Origin of the sequence: Mycobacterium asiaticum (assembly GCF_001673635.1) — a bacterium.
In the GTDB taxonomy this organism is placed as follows: Bacteria; Actinomycetota; Actinomycetes; order Mycobacteriales; family Mycobacteriaceae; genus Mycobacterium; species Mycobacterium asiaticum_C.
Genome location: NZ_LZMH01000023.1, coordinates 69,527 through 85,468 on the forward strand (window position 1 = coordinate 69,527; position 15,942 = coordinate 85,468).

General features: G+C 66.9%; 17 protein-coding genes. 14 read left to right on the plus strand and 3 right to left on the minus strand.

Going from position 1 to position 15,942, the window contains the following annotated elements:
- Positions 1 to 31 precede the first annotated feature (31 nt).
- Both A5645_RS05670 and A5645_RS05675 read left to right on the plus strand, forming a co-directional pair.
- Positions 32 to 538 (plus strand): nuclear transport factor 2 family protein, encoded by a 507-nt coding sequence (locus tag A5645_RS05670; protein ID WP_065034695.1) that lies wholly within the window; start codon positions 32 to 34, stop codon positions 536 to 538.
- Complete coding sequence (locus A5645_RS05675; RefSeq protein ID WP_065034694.1) at positions 535 to 1,557, plus strand: NAD-dependent epimerase/dehydratase family protein; 1,023 nt, start codon at positions 535 to 537, stop codon at positions 1,555 to 1,557. The genes A5645_RS05670 and A5645_RS05675 overlap by 4 nt, the downstream gene beginning before the upstream one ends.
- Positions 1,558 to 1,575: 18 nt before the next feature.
- Here the strand turns inward: A5645_RS05675 and A5645_RS05680 are convergent, their stop codons facing one another.
- Positions 1,576 to 3,345, minus strand: a complete 1,770-nt coding sequence (locus A5645_RS05680; RefSeq protein WP_081288180.1) for a sensor domain-containing diguanylate cyclase — start codon at positions 3,343 to 3,345, stop codon at positions 1,576 to 1,578.
- 175 nt (positions 3,346 to 3,520) lie between these two features.
- On the opposite strand from A5645_RS05680, the gene A5645_RS05685 reads away from it, so the two are divergent.
- The 3 genes from A5645_RS05685 to A5645_RS05695 are packed head-to-tail and all read left to right on the plus strand — an operon-like array spanning position 3,521 to position 5,403.
- Positions 3,521 to 4,165: a TetR/AcrR family transcriptional regulator gene (locus A5645_RS05685; protein ID WP_231123021.1), complete on the plus strand. Its 645-nt coding sequence runs from the start codon at positions 3,521 to 3,523 to the stop codon at positions 4,163 to 4,165.
- Between the two features lies 1 nt (position 4,166).
- Positions 4,167 to 5,003, plus strand: a complete 837-nt coding sequence (locus A5645_RS05690) for a class I SAM-dependent methyltransferase (protein ID WP_172830476.1) — start codon at positions 4,167 to 4,169, stop codon at positions 5,001 to 5,003.
- Positions 5,004 to 5,028: 25 nt separating this feature from the next.
- Positions 5,029 to 5,403 (plus strand): DUF427 domain-containing protein, encoded by a 375-nt coding sequence (locus A5645_RS05695; RefSeq protein WP_065034691.1) that lies wholly within the window; start codon positions 5,029 to 5,031, stop codon positions 5,401 to 5,403.
- A 38-nt stretch (positions 5,404 to 5,441) separates the two neighbouring features.
- Here A5645_RS05695 and A5645_RS05700 read toward each other — a convergent pair whose 3' ends face one another.
- Positions 5,442 to 5,789 carry a nuclear transport factor 2 family protein gene (locus tag A5645_RS05700; RefSeq protein WP_155767872.1) on the minus strand — a complete coding sequence of 116 codons (348 nt, stop codon included), beginning with the start codon at positions 5,787 to 5,789 and terminating at the stop codon, positions 5,442 to 5,444.
- Positions 5,790 to 5,935: 146 nt separating this feature from the next.
- On the opposite strand from A5645_RS05700, the gene A5645_RS05705 reads away from it, so the two are divergent.
- Complete coding sequence (locus A5645_RS05705; protein WP_065128825.1) at positions 5,936 to 6,847, plus strand: DNA-3-methyladenine glycosylase family protein; 912 nt, start codon at positions 5,936 to 5,938, stop codon at positions 6,845 to 6,847.
- 59 nt (positions 6,848 to 6,906) lie between these two features.
- Positions 6,907 to 7,482 carry a Dps family protein gene (locus A5645_RS05710; RefSeq protein WP_269199527.1) on the plus strand — a complete coding sequence of 192 codons (576 nt, stop codon included), beginning with the start codon at positions 6,907 to 6,909 and terminating at the stop codon, positions 7,480 to 7,482.
- On the opposite strand, the gene A5645_RS05715 is transcribed toward A5645_RS05710, so the two are convergent.
- Positions 7,473 to 8,885 (minus strand): chloride channel protein, encoded by a 1,413-nt coding sequence (locus A5645_RS05715; RefSeq protein WP_253866856.1) that lies wholly within the window; start codon positions 8,883 to 8,885, stop codon positions 7,473 to 7,475. The two genes, A5645_RS05710 and A5645_RS05715, sit on opposite strands and share 10 nt — an antisense overlap.
- Before the next feature lie 88 nt (positions 8,886 to 8,973).
- Between A5645_RS05715 and A5645_RS05720 the strand changes: the two genes are divergently transcribed.
- The 7 genes from A5645_RS05720 to A5645_RS05750 all read left to right on the plus strand — a co-directional run bounded on the left by A5645_RS05720 (position 8,974) and on the right by A5645_RS05750 (position 15,942).
- Positions 8,974 to 9,936 carry a pirin family protein gene (locus tag A5645_RS05720; RefSeq protein ID WP_065128827.1) on the plus strand — a complete coding sequence of 321 codons (963 nt, stop codon included), beginning with the start codon at positions 8,974 to 8,976 and terminating at the stop codon, positions 9,934 to 9,936.
- A gap of 2 nt (positions 9,937 to 9,938) precedes the next feature.
- Positions 9,939 to 10,571 (plus strand): TetR/AcrR family transcriptional regulator, encoded by a 633-nt coding sequence (locus A5645_RS05725; RefSeq protein ID WP_081288181.1) that lies wholly within the window; start codon positions 9,939 to 9,941, stop codon positions 10,569 to 10,571.
- 54 nt (positions 10,572 to 10,625) lie between these two features.
- Complete coding sequence (locus A5645_RS05730) at positions 10,626 to 11,579, plus strand: class I SAM-dependent methyltransferase (protein ID WP_065128829.1); 954 nt, start codon at positions 10,626 to 10,628, stop codon at positions 11,577 to 11,579.
- 5 nt (positions 11,580 to 11,584) lie between these two features.
- Entirely contained in the window at positions 11,585 to 12,517 is a 933-nt protein-coding gene (locus A5645_RS05735; protein ID WP_155767873.1) for a class I SAM-dependent methyltransferase, read from the plus strand.
- Positions 12,517 to 13,440, plus strand: coding sequence for an SAM-dependent methyltransferase (locus tag A5645_RS05740; protein ID WP_065128831.1), 924 nt, complete (start codon positions 12,517 to 12,519; stop codon positions 13,438 to 13,440). Before A5645_RS05735 ends, A5645_RS05740 begins: the two co-directional genes overlap by 1 nt.
- Before the next feature lie 94 nt (positions 13,441 to 13,534).
- Positions 13,535 to 15,004 (plus strand): aldehyde dehydrogenase family protein, encoded by a 1,470-nt coding sequence (locus A5645_RS05745; protein WP_065128833.1) that lies wholly within the window; start codon positions 13,535 to 13,537, stop codon positions 15,002 to 15,004.
- Positions 15,005 to 15,081: 77 nt separating this feature from the next.
- Positions 15,082 to 15,942 carry an SDR family NAD(P)-dependent oxidoreductase gene (locus A5645_RS05750; protein WP_065034682.1) on the plus strand — a complete coding sequence of 287 codons (861 nt, stop codon included), beginning with the start codon at positions 15,082 to 15,084 and terminating at the stop codon, positions 15,940 to 15,942.

The following is a 15,942-nucleotide window of genomic DNA, read 5'->3' on the forward strand; positions in this document are numbered from 1 at the left end:
GCTACACTCCGCCCGTGAGGTGTAACGGCTCGTGAGCGGCCCGAAATTCCCGCGCGCCGAACTGGCGGCCGCCTTCGAAAAATTCGAGGAGACGGTCGCGCAAGCCGCCGAAACACACGACTGGGACGCCTGGGTGCAGCACTACACACCCGACGTGCTCTACATCGAACACGCGGCGGGCACCATGCACGGCCGCGACGAAGTGCGGACCTGGATCCAGCGGACGATGACGTCGTTCCCGGGTAGCCACATGGTGGAGTTCCCCTCGCTGTGGTCGGTCATCGACGAACCCACCGGGCGCATCATCATGGAACTGGACAACCCGATGCGCGACCCGGGCGACGGCAGCGTGATCACCGCGACCAACATCTCGATCATCACCTACGCCGGTGACGGGTTGTGGCGCCAGCAGGAAGACATCTACAACCCACTGCGCTTCGTGCAGGCCGCGCTCAAGTGGTGCCATATCGCGCAGGAACACGGCAATCTGGACGACGACGCCGCGCAATTTCAGTCGCAGTACGGCGGCACTTCGTGAGCGCCACACCGAAACTGGTGATCGGCGCCAACGGTTTCCTCGGGTCGCATGTGACCCGGCTGCTCGTCCAGGACGGCAACCAGGTGCGCGTCATGGTGCGCCCGTCGGCGAATACCCGCTCGATCGACGACCTGGACGTCACCCGCTTTCACGGCGATGTTTTCGACACCGACGCGGTGCGGGAGGCGATGGACGGCTGCGACGACGTCTACTACTGCGTCGTGGACACCCGCGCGTGGCTGCGCGACCCCTCGCCGTTGTTCCGCACCAACGTCGAGGGCCTGCGCAACGTGCTGGACGTCGCCGTTGCAGAACCGGTTGCGGCCGGTCTGCGCAGATTCGTGTTCACCAGCACCTACGCCACGGTGGACCGTCGCCACGGCCACGTGGCCACCGAATCCGACCGAATCGGCCCGGACCGCAAGGTCACTCCCTACGTCCAATCCCGGGTGCAGGCCGAGGATCTGGTGCTGCGCTATGTCGCCGATCATGGCCTGCCCGCTGTCGCGATGTGCGTCTCGACGACCTACGGCGCCGGAGACTGGGGCCGCACTCCGCACGGCGCGTTCATCGCGGGCGCGGTCTTCGGCAAGCTGCCCTTCCTGATGAAGGACATCCAGCTGGAAGTCGTAGGCGTCGATGATGCCGCGCGGGCGATGATCCTGGCCGCCGAGCGGGGTCGCAACGGTGAGAAGTACCTGATCTCCGAACGGATGATCCCCCTGAGCGATGTGGTGCGCATCGCCGCCGACGAGGCGGGGGTGTCGCCGCCGCAACGGTCGATTCCGGTGCCGGTGCTGTACGCCCTCGGCGCGCTGGGCAGCCTGCGGGCCCGGCTCACCGGCAAGGACGCCGAACTGAGCCTCGCCTCGGTGCGGATGATGCGCGCCGAAGCCGATGTCGACCACGGCAAGGCGGTTCGCGAGTTGGGTTGGCAGCCGCGCCCGGTCGAGGAATCGATTCGCGAAGCGGCGCGCTTCTGGGCGGATATGCGCAAGGGCAAAAGCCGCTCGGGCTAGCTCAGGTGTGGGCCCGCCTCACGCGTGTTCAATCCGGTCGCGGCCCAGCGTTTTCGCCTGGTAGAGCGCGGCGTCGGCGCGGTTCACGGCCTGCGTGAGCGATTCCGGCGGTAGCCAGGTGGTATACCCGACCGAGCAGGTTTGGCCCGCGGGAATGCATGCCCGGATGCGATTCAAAAGGGAAAGGGTTTCCTGGGGTGGCGTCTCGGGAAGGGCGAGAATGAACTCTTCGCCACCCCACCGGGCGAAAAGATCGTGCGCCCGTAGTGCGGCACGTGCGGTGCCAGCGAAGTTGCGCAGCAATTCATCGCCTTGCGGGTGCCCGTAGGCATCGTTGTATGCCTTGAAGTGGTCGAAGTCGAACAGCGCTATCACCCACGGCGCAGCGTCCTGGCGGACGTGCGGCAGCAGCGCCGAAAGGCTCGTATCCCACCCGCGGCGATTTAGTAGACCGGTCAGCGGGTCGGTCGAGGCGAAACGTTCGAGTGCCGCGCGGGCGGCCGCGGCGGCGGTCACGTCGCGCATTTCCAGCAGCACCGCCGGGACGCCATGGTAGGTGATCAGCGTGGCGTTGATCTCTGCCGTAACTCGTGTTCCATCCGCCCGCTGCAGCAGGCTCTGGTGCGCGCGCAGCGGTGCCCCGCCCGCCAGCAACCCACCCAGCAGTTGACGGCCGGTGCCACGTACCCCGGCGGGCAGGAAGTCGAACGCACACCGGCTCTGCACGCGCGTTCCCGCGTCCATCCCGCACATGGCAATGGCTTGAGGATTGGCATAGGCGACCTGTCCGTCGGCGCTGACCACGGCCATGGCGACCGGGGACTGTTCGATCAACGCGCGCCAGCGTTGCTCGGCGGCCTCGTGCGCCGCGCGTGCGGCATCGAGCTCGGTGACATCCGTTGACACTCCGCCGATGCCGATGACTTCGCCTGCGTCGTTGATCAGTGGGAACTTGGTGGACCGGTAAGTGTGCGTGGATCCGTCGGGATGAATCAGATCTTCGGTGAAGACCTGACGTTCACGGGTGGCCATGATGTGGGTGTCATGGCGCCGGTATTCGTCGGCGATGTCGATCGGGAACAGTTCGTGGTCGGTGCGGCCGATCAGGCCGCCCGTTACCTGCGTCACCCGTTGTAGGGCGGCGTTGGACATCACGAAGCGCCCGTCGACGTCCTTGGCGTAGATCAGGACGTCGGTGTGCTCCAGCACAGCGGCCAGCATCCGTTGCTGTTGACGCAATGCGGCGCCCTGCCGTCGCATCTCCAATTGGCTGATCACCTGGTCCGCAAGCACGGTCAGGAACCGGCGCGCGGGCTCGTCGAGCACGCGGGTCTTGGTGTCGAGCACGCACAACGTGCCCAGCACGTGCCCGTCGGCGGTGCGCAACGGGGCGCCGGCATAGAAGCGCAGCTGCGGCCGGTCGACCACCAGGGGTATGGCGGCGAAGCGTGGATCAACCCGAGCGTCGGCAACCGTCATCGTGTCGGTGCTGTACAGCGCGTGAGCACAGAAAAAGTGGCGCCGGGCAACCTCGGTGAGGTCGAGTCCGTGTCGAGCCTTGAACCAGTGCCGCTCGGCATCCACGAGGCTGATCAACGCGATGGGTGCGGCACAGACGTGCGCCGCGAGGGCGGCGAGGTCGTCGAACACCTTCTCGGCGGGCGTATCGAGCACCGCAAAGGAGGCCAGCGCGCGCAGCCGGTCAACTTCGCCAGACTGTCGGGCGGGTGCGCAGGAGATCACGGCATCGAGCGGGGGCCCAGCGTGCCTCAGTTCAACCTGCGCCATTCGGGGATGTCCATGGTTCGTTCGCGTGTTGCACCGCCGGCCGAGCTGCTTTCGAAACGACGGTAAACATACAGATTGGCAGATCGAGCAAAGGGCCGCCACTATCACCGGTCAATTGGCTGCACGCCGCAGAATCTAGCCGAACGCGGGCGAGTTCTGAGATCATCTTGATAAATTGAGAGGTGCCGACGGCGTAGGGGGGACGGAGATTTCAGTCGCAAGCCAGCAAAGCGGCAATGCGCGCCGTGCCGACGACGAACGGTGGCAGCTGATCCGAAAAGTCGCGATGGAATTGTTCCGTCGGGAAGGGTTCGCGCGGGCCAGGCTGGAAGACGTCGCCATCGAAGTGGGCATCGACCGCGCCTCGCTGTGCTCCTACGTCCGGTCCAAGGAGGAGTTGTTCGTCGCGTTGATCGAGCGACCCGCTTACCAGATGACGCGGCGTTGCCGTGAGGCCCTCGCGTCGAATCTGACTGCCGACGAAAAGCTCCGCTATGCCTTGCGCGCCTTCGTAGAAGGGCTCACCGAGCACCCGGAGCTCTTCTTGCTGTTCAGCGAAAGTCAGCACCTGTCAGCCACTTTCGAGGCACGAGACATCGTCGCCAACGCCGATGCCTACGGCAAGACATTGGCCGCCATCGTCAGCGAGGGGATCAGATCCGGCGTGTTCCGCGCCGATCTGGACCCGCGCCTGGTCATGCTCGGCATCCTGGGCATGCACAACTGGATCCATCGTTGGTATGTCCCGGGCGGGCGCAACACGCTGACTGAGATCGGCGACACCTTCGCGGAGATGATCCTGGCCGGTCTGCGGGCCTAAGCTGGCGCCCGTGGACCGGGTTCACGTCGATCTCAACGGGCCGCCGCAGACCATGCTCGCGACGTTGTACGCCAAGGCGCTCGATGCTGACGCGCCGCAGCCGATCCTGCGCGACCAGTACGCGAAGGCGGCGGTGGCGCGCATCGATTACGACTGGGGCGTCACCACCATCACGCCCCGCCGGGCACCGTCGGTGGCGATCCGGACCGCCCACTTCGACACCTGGGTGCGCCAATTCCTCGCTGTCTACGACGCGGCCGTTGTGCTCCACGTTGGGTGCGGGCTGGATGCCCGGGTCTTTCGCATCGACCCGGGTCCGGGGGTGCGCTGGTACGACGTCGACTACCCGGAGGTGATCGAGCTGCGCAACCGGGTCTATCCGCAGCGCGCCGGATGCGTGACATTGCCGGCGTCGGTGACGGATCCGGGCTGGCTGGCCGAGATCCCGGTGGATCGTCCTGCCCTGTTCATCGGCGAGGGACTGACGATGTACCTGACCAAGGAAGACGGATTGATGCTGCTGCGTCGCGTCGTCGACCGGTTCGGTTCCGGTGAACTGCAGTTCGACGCGTTCAACACGTTCGGGATCAGGACGCAGGTGATCAATTCCGTCGTCCGTCGTTCCGGCTCGACCCTGCACTGGGGGATTGACACGCCCGCCGACATCTTGGCGGCCGTGCCGGGCTTGCGACTGCTGCAGTGGCAGTCGGTGTTCGACAGCGACACCTTCGAGCTGGTGTCGGCGCCGATACGCCTGCTGGGGCGCGCCATGTCCGCGGTACCCGCATTGCGGAACATGGCGCAGTATCACCGCTACGCATTTGGCCGGGAATGCTGACCGACGAGAGGTGTTGCAGATAACCATGAGCCATCCGGAAATCAAAGAGCCCAGTGCCGGGCACCCCATCACCATCGAACCCAACCCGAGCCGGGTGCAGGTGCGCATCAACGGCGAACTGATCGCCGACACCACCGCTGCGTTGGCGTTGCGGGAGGCGAGTTTGCCTGTGGTGCAATACATTCCGCTCGCAGATGTGGTGCAAGAGCGGCTGACGCGCACCGATACCAGCAGCTACTGCCCGTTCAAGGGTGAAGCCAGCTACTACAGCGTGACCACCACGGCCGGCGACACGGTCGCGGACGCGATCTGGACCTACGAACAGCCCTATCCCGCGGTAGCCGCGATCGCCGGGCACGTCGCCTTCTACCCGAACAAGGCCGAGATCACCCTCGGTTAGGCGTCTAGCAGGCGCCTAAAACTCGACGTAAAACTCGACTAGGAGAACATCCGCGCGAACGACTGGGTATCGCTGTATTCCCGCAGCGAGGTGATCATGCCGTCGCGCGTCTCGAAGATGCAGACGAACGGGCTCTCGTATTTGCTGCCGTCGCCGGTGACGCCTTCGGTCTGCCCCTCGATTACCACCGTCTCGCCCTCGTTGACGCAGCGGAGGAGGTCGATGTGGCTGACATCGAAGACCTGCATGCGCCGCTCGTTGGCCCGGCGCATCGTCTCCTTGTCCAAAGTTCTGCGAGTGACGATGCTCCAGTAGGTGAAGTCGTCGGCCAGCAGCGCGAAGCCTTCTTCCAAGTCTCCGCCCTGGCACAGGTTCTGCAGGAACATCCATGCCAGTTCGGCCTGCGGGTCGTCAAATGGCGTCGTCACGGCGTCATCACAAACGTCATCCTGACTTGCGACATAGTTGAGGGTCAATCGATGAAGCCGCGAAACGGACAACCGTTCGGCTATCGGATAGGAGAAGCGCCGGGTTGACCATCGCGCGAACCGTCACGTTCCCCGGCGCGGTCAGCTTCGGGCATACGCTGGCGCCGCTGCGGCGGGGTCCCCGGGACCCGTGCTTTCGGCCCGTGGGCGACGGCACGATCTGGCGAACCAGCCTGCTTGGCAGCGGCCCGGTCACGGCGCGGATCAGTCGTGCGGGCGTCGCCGAGGTGCACTGCTCGGCATGGGGTGACGGAGCGGCCGAGTTTGTCGAGGCGCTGCCCGCGCTGTTGGGCGCCGATGACGACGATTCGGACTTCGTCCCGCACCATCCGACCGTCGCCGCCGCACAGCAGCGGGTGCCGCACTTGCGGCTGGGCCGGACGGGTCGGGTGCTGGAAGCGCTGATCCCGGCGATCATCGAGCAGCGGGTGCCCGGCGCGGACGCCTTTCGGTCCTGGCGGGTGCTGGTGACCAAGTACGGGACTCCCGCCCCCGGTCCGGCGCCGGACGGCATGCGGGTGCCCCCATCGGCGGACGCGTGGCGCCACATCCCGTCCTGGGAGTTCCACCTGGCCAACGTCGATCCCGGGCGGGCGCAGACGGTGGCGGGCGCCGCCCGCCGGGCGTCGTCATTGGAACGGCTGGTGTCGGTGCCGTCGGTGCAGGCCCGCGCGGCGCTGATGACGCTTCCCGGAGTGGGCGTGTGGACCGCCGCGGAGACCGCGCAGCGGGCATTCGGTGACGCCGACGCGGTGTCCGTCGGCGACTACCACGTCCCGAAGATGATCGGCTGGACGCTGATCGGCCGACCGGTCGACGACGCAGGAATGCTCGAGCTCCTCGAGCCGATGCGGCCCCACCGCCACCGCGTGGTCCGATTGCTCGAAGCCAGCGGACTGGCGTACGAGCCCCGCCGTGGCGCACGACTGCCGGTGCAGCACATCCGGTTTCTGTAGCCGCTTTGTGTAGCGATTAGGGACCGGGCCATCGGGTACCCAAGCGAAGAGCAAAAACCGTGCAGGCGAAATCAGGAGAGAAATCCATGGCGCAGTTCACAATTCCGGGCTTGAGCGACAAGCAGGGAGTGCGGCTCACCGAGCTGTTGCAGAAGCAACTGAGCACCTACAACGATCTTCATCTGACGCTCAAGCACGTGCACTGGAATGTGGTCGGGCCGAACTTCATCGGCGTGCACGAGATGCTGGACCCGCAGGTGAAAACGGTCCGCGAGTACGCCGACGAGGTCGCCGAGCGCATTGCGGCGCTGGGCGGTTCACCGGAAGGCACCCCTGGCGCGATCGTGCGGGACCGCACCTGGGACGACTACTCGATCGGCCGTGACTGCGTACAGTCCCACCTGGCCGCATTGGACCTGGTCTACACCGGAGTCATCGAAGATCTCCGCAAGAGCATCGAGGAGACCGAGGAACTCGACCCGGTCACCCAGGATCTGCTGATCGGCCACGCGGGTCAGCTCGAGCAGTACCAGTGGTTCGTCCGCGCCCACCTGGAGAGCGCGGGTGGGGACTTGGCCCACGAGGGCGCATCAAGTGAGAAGGACGCGGCGAGTTCGGCTCGCGATCAGTCCTGATCCGGGGCGGCATTGCGGGCGCGTTGGGCCGCCTCCCGCTCCTGCAGTGCGGTTTGGCGGTCGAGCCGCTGCGCCTCGTACATGGTGACGTTGGTCAGCGACATCAGCAGCGCCGCGATACCGACGGCCAGGATCGCGCCTGGCACCACTGAGAACGACCCCGTCATCTCGGCGACCATGATCATGACCGCCAGCGGGGCGCGGGCGACGCTGCCGAAGCAGGTCATCATGCCGACCACCACGAAGATGCCGGGCTGTTCGGGCACCCCGGGCAGGCCCGTCAGCTCGCCCAGCCGCCACACGGCGGCGCCGACGAACGCGCCGATCACGATCCCGGGCCCGAACAACCCGCCCGATCCGCCGCTACCGATCGACAGACAGGTGGCGACGATCTTGGCGACGGGCAGCACCACGATGATCCACAGCGGGATCGACAGCAGCGTGCCGCGATCGGCGGCCAGTTGCGCCCACCCGTAGCCACTGCTGAGCACCTGCGGAATCAGCAGGCCCAGTAACCCGACCAGTAACCCACCCACCGCCGGCTTCACGATGGGACCGCCCGGAAGGCGGCGCGTCAGCGTGACAGACGCGTGGAAGGTGCGGGCGTAGAGGTAGCCGACAGCCGCCGCGACCACGCCGATCACCACGAACCACAGCAGCGGCCCGGCCCGCTCGAAGCGGTATTCGGCGTCGATGTAGCCGAACAGCGGCTCGAAGCCCAGGAACGAGCCGAGCACCGCGTACGCCGTGCCCGAAGTGATGAAGCCGGGCAGCAGGCTGCGGTAGTCGAAGTCGTCGCGGTAGGTGATCGAGGCCGCCAGCACCGCCCCGCCCAGCGGTGCGGCGAAGATCGCGCCGATGCCGGCGCCGATGCCCAGGGCCACCGCGATGCGCCCGTCCTCGTCGGACAGGTTGAGCCGCCGGGTCAGCAACGAGCAGAAGCCTGCCGAGATGTGCGCGGTCGGGCCTTCCCGGCCGCCCGATCCGCCCGACCCGATGGTGAGTGCACTGGCCACCAGCTTCACCAACACCGCCCGTCCGCGAATGGCGCGCGGATCGGTGTGCACCGCCTCGATGGCTTCGTCGGTGCCATGCCCGGTCGCTTCCGGGGCGAGCCTGGCCACGATGAGCGCCGAGAGCAACGCCCCGCCCGTCGTCACCAGCGGAATGGCCCACGCCCGGACGAACCCGGCGGACCCACGGTCGCCACCCTCGCCCACCGGGGTGGGCACGTGATAGCCGGCCAGGTAACCGAGCAGAAATTCGCCGGTGTATTTCAGCGCGAGATAGAACAGGACCGCGCCGAGCCCGGCGATGACACCGATCGTGATGCCCAGTCCGAGCCATTTGGGCAGGTAGGGCACGTTGCGAGCGGGCGCCTGATCCGGCTCCGGGTCGTCCACCAGGCCATCGTAGCCAGCCGGGTAGACCGGTCGGGAATAAGTGGACCCTAGTCCGGTTATACCGGGCAACCGAACGAGGAGGCGTCCAATGCCAGCTATCGCCGCAGACACACTCACCCTGACCCGGATCGGTCCACCCGCTCCGGCCGACACCGAACGCCCGGTCCGATCGGTCACCACCGGCCCGCGCGGCTACGAGGGGCTGGGGTTCCCGGTGGTGCGCGCGTTCGCCGGCGTCAGTTCCGCCGCACTCGACCCGTTCGTGCACATGGACCAGATGGGCGAAGTGGACTACGAACCCGGCGAACCACGGGGAACCGACTGGCATCCCCACCGCGGCTTCGAAACCGTGACCTACATGATCGATGGGAAGTTCGCGCACCAGGATTCCCATGGTGGCGGCGGACTGATAACCGACGGTGCCACGCAATGGATGACGGCCGGTTCGGGCATCCTACACATCGAAACTCCGCCCGTCGAGATGGTAAATAGCGGCGGCAAATTTCACGGGATCCAGTTGTGGGTGAACCTACCCAAACGGGACAAGTTCGCCACGCCCCGATACCAGGCCATCGAGGGCACCGATGCCAAGCTGCTCTCCTCCGATGACGGCGGCGCGCTGATCCGTGTGATCGCCGGCGAGATTGACGGCCACCGCGGGCCGGGCATTACCCACACCCCGATCACGATGGCGCATGCGACGATCGAAAGTGGTGCACGCCTTAATATTCCGTGGAGTCGTGACTTCAACGCCCTGGTGTATGTGCTCTCCGGCGAAGGGTCCGTCGGGCCGGTAGGGCACCCGATCAAGCAGGGCCAGCTGGCCGTGCTGGGACCCGGCGACCGGATCTCCGTCGCGGCCGGCCGCTCGGTGCTGGACGTGCTCCTGCTGGGCGGGCAGCCGATTCGGGAGCCGGTCTTCCACTACGGGCCGTTCGTGATGAACACGCGGGCAGAGGTGCTGCAGGCGCTGGAGGACTATCAAACCGGCAAGTTTCGTGGCATCCCGGCGAACGCGGTGATGCCGCACCGTGGCGGTGGCACACTCTAGTAATGCCACAAGTGGCAAGTCGCGGGCCGGGACGTCCCCCGGCCGCGAAGGCCGATGAGACGCGTAAGCGGATTGTGCGTGCTGCGCGTCAGGTGTTCAGTGAGCGTGGCTACGACGGTGCGACATTCCAGGCCATCGCCGTGCGCGCCGATCTGACCCGGCCGGCGATCAATCACTACTTCGCCAGCAAGCGCGTCTTGTACGCCGAAGTGGCCGACCGGACCAACGAACTCGTGGTCAGCGCCGGCATCGACCGCGCCCGCAGTGAAACCACGTTGATCGGCCGGGTGGCCGCCTTCATCACCGTGGCAATGGAGGTGGACGCCCAGAACCCTTGCACCGCAGCGTTTTTGGCTACGGCGGTATTGGACTCGCAGCGGCATCCGGAACTGCGTCGGGACGAGAACGACGCGGTGCGGCTGACCCGGGAATTCCTCGTCTGGGCGGTGAACGACGCCGTCAAGAGCGGGGAACTCGCCGCGCACGTCGAGGTCGACGCACTGGCCGAGGTGTTGTTACTGGTGCTGTGCGGTGTCGGGTTCTACGCCGGGTTCGTCGGCAGCTACCAACAGGTGCAGAACATCCTGGACACGCTGCGGCAGTTGATCGCCGGCAGTCTGTGGACGCCGCAGTGAACTGGCGCACAAAGCGTATAGGTTGCCTAACTTATTAGGTACCATGGGCGGGTCATGACTGAGCTCGACTCGCCCTCGCTGCGCACTGCCGGCGACAGTTGGGAAATCACCGAAAGCGTCGGCGCCACCGCTTTGGCCGTCGCGGCATCCCGCGCGGTCGAGACGGCGGGACCGCGCCCACTGATCCGTGACGAGTTCGCCGCCGCGCTGGTCTCGTCGGCCGGTCCGGCCTGGGCCAAGCTGGCCGATCCCGAGATCGCCTGGCTGGACGGAGACCGGCACGGGCAACGGCTGCACCGGATCGGCTGCGACTACCAGGCCGTGCGCACCCACTACTTCGACGGATACTTCGCCGCCGCGGGCGAGGCCGGCATCCGCCAGATGGTGATCCTGGCCGCCGGCCTGGACTCCCGGGCGTACCGGCTGCGCTGGCCGGACGGCACCAAGGTGTACGAGATCGACCAGCCGAAGGTTCTGGAGTACAAGGCCTCGATCCTGGCTGCGCACGGTGCAGCCCCGGCCGCGGACCGCCACGCCGTCCCGGTCGACTTGCGCGACGACTGGCCGGCGGCCCTCATCGCCGCGGGCTTCGAGCCCGGGCGGCCGACCGCATGGCTGGCCGAGGGCCTGCTCGCCTATTTGCCCAGCGACGCCCAGGACCGGCTGTTCGAGATGTGCACCGAGTTGAGCGCGCCGGGCAGTCGCATCGCCGTCGAGGCATTCACGATGCGGATCGACGGGAACAGGCAGCGCTGGAACCGGATGCGTGACCGGCTGGGTCTCGATGTCAACGTCGAGGCCCTCACCTATCACGAGCCGGACCGGTCCGACCCGGTGCACTGGCTGGCCGAGCACGGTTGGCAGGTCGACAGCATCGCCAACCACCAAGAGATGGCGCGGCTGGGCCGGCCGGTACCCGACGACCTGGCCCACGAGGCGGTCACGACCACGCTGATGTGGGCGACTAGATCAGTTGACGATTCGGAGAGAGTGAGAGCACGCGGATGAGCACACTGCGCAGCCACGACGACACCTGGGACATCAGGACCAGCGTCGGCAGCACCGCGGTCATGGTGGCCGCGGCGCGGGCCGTAGAAACCGAGCAGCCCGACGCGCTGATCCGCGACCCGTACGCCAAGCTGCTGGTTACCCAGGCCAACGCCGGGGTGTTGTGGGAGGCCATGCTGGACCCGGCAGTGGCGGCCAAGGTCGAAAGCCTGGACGCCGAAGCCGCCGCGATGATCCGGCACATGCGTGGTTACCAGGCGGTGCGAACCAACTTCTTCGACACCTTCTTCGCCGATGCCACCGCGGCCGGCATCAGGCAGATCGTCATTCTCGCCTCGGGACTTGATTCGCGGGCCTACCGGCTGGCCTGGCCGGCCGGCACCACCGTGTACGAGATCGACCAGCCGCAGGTGCTGGAGTACAAGTCAGCGACGCTGGCCGACAACGGGGTGACGCCGTCCGCGGACCGGCGTGCGGTGGCTGTCGACCTGCGCCAGGACTGGCCCGCCGCGTTGCGCGCGGCGGGATTCGACCCGACCGCGCGGACGGCGTGGCTGGCCGAGGGACTGCTGATGTACCTGCCGGCCGAAGCGCAGGACCGGTTGTTCACCCAGGTGGGAGAGCTGAGCCCGCCGGGAAGCCGGATCGCCGCGGAGACCGCCGCGTCCCACGCCGACGAACGGCGCGAGCAGATGCGGGCGCGGTTCAAGAAGATCGCGGAGCAGATCGGTCTCGAGGAGACCATCGACGTCGGCGAGCTGATGTATCGCGACGAGCACCGGGCCCCAGTAGCCGATTGGCTCAACGACCATGGCTGGCGGGCCGTCGGACAGAGTTCCGCCGATGAAATGCAGCGGTTGGGCCGCTGGGTCGCCGAAGTGCCGATGGCCGACGACAAGGACGCGTTCTCCGAGTTCGTGACCGCGGAGCGGTTGTAATGCCGCGCACCGCGGACGACTCCTGGGACATCGCGACAAGCGTGGGAGCGACCGCGGTCATGGTCGCGCTGGCACGCGCCGCAGAGACCACCGGCGCCGATCCACTGATCCGGGACGAGTTCGCCGAGCCCCTGGTCTCCACACCGGAATTGGCCGCGGTCCGGGAGCAGGTGGCGGCGTGGTGGGCGCCCGAGCCGGATGACGACCCGGAATACACGGTGGACTCCCAGCAGATGATCAACTACCAGGCCGTCCGGACGCACTTCTTCGACGAATTCTTCGCCGACGCCGCCGCGGCCGGTATTCGGCAGGTGGTGCTGCTGGCCGCCGGGCTGGATTCGCGCGCCTACCGGTTGGACTGGCCGGCCGGCACGACCGTGTACGAGATCGACCTGCCCAAAGTGCTCGAGTACAAGGCGGCCACATTGGCCGGCATCGGTGCCGAACCGACCGCGGACCGCCGAGCGGTTGCCGTCGACCTGCGCCACGACTGGCCCCGGGCGCTGCGCGACGCCGGCTTCGACGTCGACCGGCCGACGGCCTGGCTGGCCGAGGGTCTGCTGCCATTCCTGCCCGCGGCGGCGCAGGAATCGATGTTCGGTTCGATCGATGCGCTGAGCGCACCGGGCAGCCGGGTAGCCGTCGAGGTCTTCGGGGTCGACGGCGAGAAGCGTGCCGAAGCGCAACAGAGGTGGGAGCAACTCCGTTCCCGGCGCGCTGCACGCGGCCAGGACACGTCCTTCAACCCGTTCGATCTATGGTTCGACGACGAAGGCCGTCCCGACCCGGCAGACTGGTTCGCCGCGGGCGGTTGGACGGCCGAGGCGGTGTCGGCGCGCGACGAAGGGGCACGGTTGGGGCGGCCGCCACAAACCGACGACCGCCCGTTCCTGAACAGTTTCGTGAAGGCTGCCAAACGCTGATCGATCGGTTGGTCCTGATCTTTCCTATTGCCGTCCTACTGCCGCCCGAGCGGGGTGACTAGGATCGCGTCTATCACGGGAAGGAAGGACAACGATGACTACCGAATCCCCACCCAAGGCCGGCTCTGAGCCCGCCTCCGGGGCTGCCAATGGGCACGCGGCCCCCGACGCACCCGACATCCCCGGGACCGTGGCCCGGCTGCGCCGGACTTTCGCCACCGGACGCACCCGCGACATCGCCTGGCGAAAGCACCAGTTGCTGCAGCTGGCCAGGCTGGTGGAAGAGAACGAGCCGGCAATCGCCGCCGCTCTCGCCGAAGACCTGGACCGCAACGCTGTCGAGGCATTCATCGCCGACATCGCCACCACGGCGGGTGAGGCCAAGTATGCGGCCAAGAAACTGCGCAAGTGGACCCGTCGCAAGTACCTCCTGCTGGAGGCCCCGCAGCTGCCCGGCCGCGGTTGGGTGGAATACGAGCCCTACGGGACCGTGCTGGTCATCGGGGCGTGGAACTACCCGATCTATCTGACTCTGGGTCCAGCTGTCGGCGCTCTGGCGGCGGGCAACGCCGTGATCCTCAAGCCGTCGGAGATCGCGCCGGCGTCATCGCGGGTGATGGCGGAGTTGGTGCCCAAATACCTGGACAAGGACGCTGTCGCGGTGGTCGAGGGCGACGGTGCCGTCACCCAGGAATTGATCGCCCAGGGCCTGGACCGCGTCCTGTTCACCGGCGGCACCGAGATCGGTCGCAAGGTGTACGAGGGTGCGGCCAAGCACCTGACACCGGTCACGCTCGAACTCGGCGGGAAGAGCCCGGTGATCGTGGCGGCCGATGCGGACGTCGACGTTGCGGCCAAGCGGATCGCCTGGATCAAGATCCTCAATGGCGGCCAGACCTGCGTCGCGCCCGACTACGTGCTGGCCGACGCCTCGATTCGCGACGAGCTGGTCGAGAAGATCGGTGCTTCCCTGACCAAGTTCCGGGCCAAGGAGAACCAGGCCGGACTGCGCATCGTCAACCAGCGCCAGTTCGACCGGCTGAGCGGCTACCTCAGCGAGGTCGAGGCCGAGGCGAAGGCGGGCGCCAAGTGCAAGGTCGCCGCCGGCGGCAAGTGTGATGCATCAAGCCTGCGTATCCAGCCGACGGTGGTCGTGGACCCCGATCCGCAGGGGCCACTGATGCAGAACGAGATCTTCGGCCCGATCTTGCCGGTGATCACGGTCAAGTCGCTCGACGAGGCGATCGAGTTCGTCAACTCGCGCCCCAAGCCGCTGTCGGCCTACGTGTTCACCAAGTCCAAAGACACTCGTGAGCGGGTGATCCGGGAGGTGTCCGCGGGCGGCATGCTGGTCAATCACCTCGCCTTCCAGGTGTCGACGGCCAAACTGCCGTTCGGTGGCGTCGGCCACTCGGGCATGGGTGCCTACCACGGGAAGTGGGGGTTCGATGAGTTCAGCCACCGCAAGTCGGTGCTGACCAAGCCGACCCGCCCCGACTTCTCCGCGATGATCTACCCGCCCTACACCGACCGAGCCTTCAAGCTGGCTCGCAAACTGTTCTAGCCTGACGTCCGCCCGCGCCGGCACCGGTTGTCTCCCGGTGCCGGTGCTCAACATTGATAGCCCCAGAGAGGAACCTGATGCCCGGAGTGCAGGATCGCGTCGTCGTAGTCACCGGAGCCGGTGGCGGATTGGGCCGTGAATACGCCCTCACCCTCGCCCGGGAGGGCGCGAGTGTCGTCGTCAACGACCTCGGCGGTGCCCGGGACGGCACCGGCGGCGGATCGGCGATGGCCGACCAGGTGGTCACCGAGATCCGGGACGCGGGTGGCCGCGCGGTCGCCAACTACGACAGCGTCGCCGAGCCCGAGGGTGCGGCCAACATCATCAAGACCGCGCTCGACGAGTTCGGCGCCGTGCACGGTGTGGTCAGCAACGCCGGGATTCTGCGCGACGGCACCTTCCACAAGATGACGTTCGAGAACTGGGACGCCGTGCTCAAGGTGCACTTGTATGGCGGGTACAACGTCATCCGCGCCGCGTGGCCGCACTTCCGGGAGCAGAGTTTCGGCCGGGTGGTGGTCGCCACCTCGACCAGCGGGTTGTTCGGCAACTTCGGCCAGACCAACTACGGGGCGGCCAAGCTGGGACTTGTCGGCCTGATCAACACCCTGGCGCTGGAGGGTGCCAAGTACAACATCCACGCCAACGCCGTCGCCCCGATTGCCGCCACCCGGATGACCGAAGACATCATGCCGCCCGAGGTGCTCGAGAAGCTCACGCCCGAGTTCGTCGCCCCAGTGGTGGCCTACCTGTGCACCGAGGAAAATCCGGACAATGCATCGGTTTTCGTCGTCGGCGGTGGCAAGGTGCAGCGGGTGGCGCTGTTCCAGAACGAGGGGCTCAACTTCGACAAGCCGCCGACGGTGCAGGACATCGCGGACCACTGGAGTGAGATCACCGACCTGTCGGCGGCGCAAAAAGCTGGATTCAAGCTCTAA